Origin of the sequence: Psychrobacter sp. UBA6739 (assembly GCF_002453835.1) — a bacterium.
GTDB classification, from domain to species: Bacteria; Pseudomonadota; Gammaproteobacteria; order Pseudomonadales; family Moraxellaceae; genus Psychrobacter; species Psychrobacter immobilis_A.
The window spans coordinates 1-5,087 of record NZ_DKHR01000012.1 but is presented as its reverse complement, the minus strand read 5'-3'; the positions used below and the strand labels follow the sequence as shown (position 1 = coordinate 5,087).

The window sequence follows — 5,087 nt, the reverse complement described above, 5'->3', positions numbered from 1 at the left end:
CCACGGTAGAAACCATCTTTAGTCATGTGATGACGACGATGTTTTTCACCAGTGGTAGCATCTACGCTTATCTCAGCGATTTCCATACGATGATGTGAACGGCGCATGTCACGACGAGAACGACTTTTACGACTTTTTTGAACGGCCATGATATAGCTCCTATACTTAAAAGGGGATAAGCTTGAAATTCAGCTTTAATCGACACTGACAGAGGCTATATAATCACAACAACCTAAGTCTTACGCATCATTAGTTAAATAGATTGCCACGTATTAAAGTGTTGATTACGTCTAAAATCTATAGTTAGTCTGCAAGATCAGCATCTATCTGCCAGTAGCAGATTGCTAGAATGCAATAAACGGGACATTATACGCATGTTTAGCGGATTAATAAAGCCCTGCTTCTCACTCTTTGGTAGAAAGCTGATGAAAGGTATCATAAATTTATTAAGTAGTACATTGATATATGACTTGTCTCTTAATAAGATTACAACTTGCCTTTTAGCGAGGCTAAAGCAGCAAAAGGATTTTCGCTTTCTTCCTCTTCTGGAATCTCACCAAATTGCTCTACCGTCATTTCACAGTCGTTATGTTTTGGCGACATTGGCGTCTTCAGTAATATCTCATCTTCTACCAATTTTTTGAATGGCAATAAAAGCTCTGGTGCAGGCTCAGTAATAATTTCATCAAGTAATAAATAATCTTGTTCATCATTGATTGAACGTGCTTGGCTCTCATCTTCTAGTAGCGCAATATTATAATCATCAGACAAATCGATAGCCACTGGCTGTAGGCAACGCTGACAGGTTAACCAAACTTCACCCGTCAGTGTGAATGCCAAATGTAAGACATTATTGCGGCGATACAGATTAGCATTAAGCGAGATGTTTGCTTGTTCATGTTCGGTAGCTAAGGTAGCAGCAAGACGTTTGAAAGCGCTTGACTCTACCTCTCCTGTCCATTCATAACCAGTATCTGCCCATTTATCCAAAGAAATAGATTCAGGCATACTAGTAGATAAAGGCGCTTTTTTATTATCAGCATAACCTGCTGACGGTTTACTTTCTGGAGTGCTTGACATGCGCGACCTCATTCATCAAAACGGTGTATAATATTGCCTGCCATACTAACGGAAAGCATTGAGCGACGCTAGCGCTAGTATGTTAAATTTATTTGATATAAGCTCTATTTTCATCTCTTTATTTCTCCTATTTATATTCAAAGATAGTTCTTCTTTTTATCTTTTATTTGACCAGTGTTTTACCTATGAATGTGTTTAATGATAAACCTAACTTCTCGAACCTACTTTCTTCACTTGAAGCAAAGATACTATTGCAACGTCTCACTACGTTAACCAGTAGTGTGAATACCTCTTCTACTGACTCGTGGAACCTTAAAAACAATCAGTGCTTAAAGGATGTAAAAAGTGAATGGCAAAGGTTAGAAAGGTTAGCTGCTATCAAAGGCTTAGATGGCACTCCATCATTGGTTAATAAATACGAGCAAGCGGCTACTGATTGGCTCATCCAATTATTCAATAATTTATTCACTCATCAAAACGTTAGATTGGTTCGTGGACAAGGGGAACCAGAGTACTTTCCGGCACAAAATAACGAACCCGCAAAAATTGAATTCGCTCATGGATTTTTTGCTAGCGCATTGCATGAATTAAGCCATTGGTGTGTGGCCGGAGAGGCTCGTAGACGTTTGCCTGACTTTGGCTACTGGTACGCACCAGATGGGCGTACCGCCGCTCAGCAGCAAGCATTTGAGCGCGTAGAGATTAAGCCACAAGCGTTAGAGTGTTTATTTACTCTCGCTTGCGAACGATCATTTGAGGTGTCACAAGATAATTTGTTTGCTGACTTTGATACGAGCAATAGTACATTCGCAAATGACGTCTACCGACAAGTGCAACAATACATTGCTAAGCCCAATATATTGCCATCTGATGCTAAGACTTTATTACACGCTTTACTCAGTGTCTCTATAGCTGATCTAGAATAATAGCAGCATATCAGCGCAAAGGTGTGGCATTTTTGCGTTAACGATTGTCTACGCATAGTAACGGCTTGCAATCAAACTTATATTGGCTTTGCGCTATACTAAGAAGGCAATGATGCTTTTTTAGTAAACTTAGTGAAAGAAGCGTACGCGTCACAAATGTTCTACTTAGTCAAAAACCTCACACTTAAAAACCCATAATTATAAAATAAGGAACTGCTATGCAAGTATTTTATATTCATCCAGAAAATCCACAGCCACGTCTGATTGAGCAAGTGGCGGATCTGTTACGTAAAGACCAGCTCATTATCTACCCTACCGATACCAGCTATGCTTTTGGTTGTCGCTTAGGGGCAAAGGATGCACTCGATAAGCTCAAACAAATTCGTGAACTTGATGATAAGCATCAATTTACGCTGCTTTGCCGTGACTTAAGCGAAATTGCCAACTATGCTGCAGTGGACAATATACAATTTAAACAGCTCAAAGCACTTACTCCTGCGCCCATCACCTTTATCCTCAATGCCACAAAAGACGTACCAAAAAAATTGGCACATGCGAAGAAAAAAACCATCGGTATTCGAGTACCTAGCAACCCCATTGCGCAAGCGCTTTTAGAGGCCATGGATGAACCTATCTTAACCAGCTCATTAATACTGCCTAACCGTGATGACATACTAGATGATCCCTTTGAGATTGAGGATTTATTAGGCAATCAAATTGACGCTTTGATAAATGCAGGTATAAAAACTACTAAGCTCACTACGATTGTTGATATGACTGGTGGCCAGCCTGAAATTATCAGACAAGGTGCCGCGGATGTAGATTCACTACTACGGTAATAGACTCAAGTATCAGACACAAAAAAAGCTCCAATTGAATTGGAGCTTTTTTATATACATTTTTTGCTTATTATAAAATTAGTCGCGATCAACCAATTCTACATATGCCATTGGCGCATTGTCACCATCACGGTAACCACATTTTACGATACGCAAATATCCACCTGGGCGGGTCTGGTAACGAGGACCTAACGTGCCAAATAGTTTGCCTACCATAGCTTTGCTACGCATACGGCTAAATGCCAAGCGACGGTTAGCAACGCTGTCTTCTTTAGCCATAGTGATTAATGGCTCGGCAACGCGACGTAACTCTTTTGCTTTTGGTAAAGTTGTTTTGATCAGTTCATGCTCAAATAATGAGTTAGTCATGTTCTGAAACATTGCCTTACGATGACTGCCGGTACGACCCAGCTTGACTCCACTCTTACGATGGCGCATAGTCAAAAATCCTTAAAGTTTAACGGCTACGATAAGAAAAGCGATCATCAACACGAAGGTCAGCTGGTGGCCAGTTATCTAGGCGCATACCGAGCTCTAAATCTTTAGACGCTAGTACGTCTTTGATTTCCGTTAATGATTTCTTACCAAGATTTGGGGTTTTTAGAAGTTCAGTCTCTGAACGTTGTACCAAATCACCGATATAGTAAATGTTTTCAGCTTTCAAGCAGTTGGCTGAGCGAACCGTTAGTTCAAGATCGTCCACAGGGCGTAATAGCNNTAGCACCGGATCAACCTCTTCTTTCTCTTTCACAGGCTCAGGCGCTTCTTCAGCTTCTAGGTCAACAAAGATAGAAATCTGTTGTTGTAAAATAGTGGCTGCTTTACGAATTGCTTCTTCTGGATCTATAGTGCCATTAGTTTCAAGCTCAATGATAAGACGATCAAGATCAGTACGCTGCTCTACACGAGCGTTCTCAACCTGATAAGCAACACGAAGCACAGGACTAAAACTTGCATCAAGTTTTAAACGTCCGATTGCTTTAGTATCACCATCTTCACGGCGCTGGTTTGCTGGCTCATATCCACGACCCATTACTACACGCAAACGCATCTTAAGATGACCACGATCACTCAATGTACCCAACACCAATTCTGGATTGACGATGTCTACATTATGCGGTAACGCGATGTCTGCAGCAGTAATAGTGCCTGGACCTTGTTTATCCAAGGTCAAAAATACTTCATTTTGGTCATGAAGCGTAATAGCCAAGCCTTTTAGATTCAAAAGCAAGTCAAGTACATCTTCTTGTAGCCCTTCAAGCGTTGAGTATTCATGGTCAACACCATCAATCTCAGCTTCAATGACTGCAGCACCAGGTAATGAAGATAACAAGATGCGACGTAAGGCATTACCAAGGGTATGCCCAAAGCCGCGTTCTAACGGTTCGAGCGTGACTTTCGCAATCGTTTCATTAACCGTATCCACATTAATGGCATTCGGCGTTAGAAACTCAGTTGCATTTAGCATCATGATGTCACCTCGATTTATTAAACTGGTTTAATTAACGTTGATTGCTCAATGCCGTTTTCACGACATCGAGCAGTACGTCATTACTTAGAGTATAGCTCAACGATCAAGCTTTCGTTGATTTCAGCAGGTAGATCAATACGATCAGGCGCTTGTTTAAACGTGCCTTGTAATTTGCTGTGGTCAACATCTAGCCATTCTGGAATACCACGTTGGGTAGCCAGCTCAATTGCGTTTTTAATACGTAATTGCTCGCGAGACTTCTCTTGGATAGCGATGACATCACCATCTTGCAACTGAATTGATGGAATGTTCACACGAACAAACTCATCACGGCCAGCTTTTTTTACCATAACAGTACGATGACTGACTAGCTGACGTGCTTCAGCGCGAGTTGAGCCAAAGCCCATGCGATAAACAACGTTATCTAGACGGCTCTCAAGCATGGCTAACAGGTTTTCACCAGTAGCACCGCGCTTACGAGCAGCTTCTTTATAGTAATTAGCAAACTGACGCTCTAGTACACCATAAATACGCTTAACTTTCTGCTTTTCACGCAGCTGTAAAGCATATTCTGAGGTCTTGTTACGGCTTACACCGTGTTGACCTGGTGGACGACCAGCTTTTTTCGTTTTTACGTCGTATGGTTTAACGCCAGACTTAAGACCTAAGTCCGTGCCTTCACGACGTGATAATTTGAGTTTTGGTCCAATATAGCGGGCCATTGTTATGTCTCCTATAAGCTTTTGGGATAAAAAGCTTCGTCTTTAATAT

7 protein-coding genes are annotated in these 5,087 nt (G+C 41.3%); 2 read left to right on the top strand and 5 right to left on the bottom strand.

Annotation, left to right across the window (positions count from 1 at the left end; genetic code table 11):
- Both rpmF and B2575_RS03215 read right to left on the bottom strand, forming a co-directional pair.
- The coding region (gene rpmF, locus B2575_RS13585) for a 50S ribosomal protein L32 (protein WP_414707413.1) at window positions 1–149 on the bottom strand (149 nt) is incomplete at its 3' end.
- 337 nt (window positions 150–486) lie between these two features.
- Window positions 487–1,080 carry a YceD family protein gene (locus B2575_RS03215; RefSeq protein WP_296240103.1) on the bottom strand — a complete coding sequence of 198 codons (594 nt, stop codon included), beginning with the start codon at window positions 1,078–1,080 and terminating at the stop codon, window positions 487–489.
- 185 nt (window positions 1,081–1,265) lie between these two features.
- On the opposite strand from B2575_RS03215, the gene B2575_RS03210 reads away from it, so the two are divergent.
- Together B2575_RS03210 and B2575_RS03205 are read left to right on the top strand one after the other, a co-directional pair.
- Window positions 1,266–2,006, top strand: a complete 741-nt coding sequence (locus B2575_RS03210) for an elongation factor P hydroxylase (RefSeq protein ID WP_296240102.1) — start codon at window positions 1,266–1,268, stop codon at window positions 2,004–2,006.
- A 218-nt stretch (window positions 2,007–2,224) separates the two neighbouring features.
- Window positions 2,225–2,845, top strand: coding sequence for an L-threonylcarbamoyladenylate synthase (locus tag B2575_RS03205; RefSeq protein WP_270895572.1), 621 nt, complete (start codon window positions 2,225–2,227; stop codon window positions 2,843–2,845).
- 78 nt (window positions 2,846–2,923) lie between these two features.
- Here the strand turns inward: B2575_RS03205 and rplQ are convergent, their stop codons facing one another.
- The 3 genes from rplQ to rpsD form a co-directional block, all read right to left on the bottom strand.
- Window positions 2,924–3,283 carry a 50S ribosomal protein L17 gene (gene rplQ, locus B2575_RS03200; RefSeq protein WP_021813387.1) on the bottom strand — a complete coding sequence of 120 codons (360 nt, stop codon included), beginning with the start codon at window positions 3,281–3,283 and terminating at the stop codon, window positions 2,924–2,926.
- Window positions 3,284–3,302: 19 nt separating this feature from the next.
- A complete protein-coding gene (locus tag B2575_RS03195) occupies window positions 3,303–4,316 on the bottom strand; it encodes a DNA-directed RNA polymerase subunit alpha (protein ID WP_296240101.1) in 1,014 nt (337 codons plus the stop codon).
- An 80-nt stretch (window positions 4,317–4,396) separates the two neighbouring features.
- On the bottom strand, window positions 4,397–5,038 hold the full coding sequence (gene rpsD, locus B2575_RS03190; protein WP_010196731.1) for a 30S ribosomal protein S4: 642 nt from the start codon (window positions 5,036–5,038) through the stop codon (window positions 4,397–4,399).
- Window positions 5,039–5,087 lie beyond the last annotated feature (49 nt).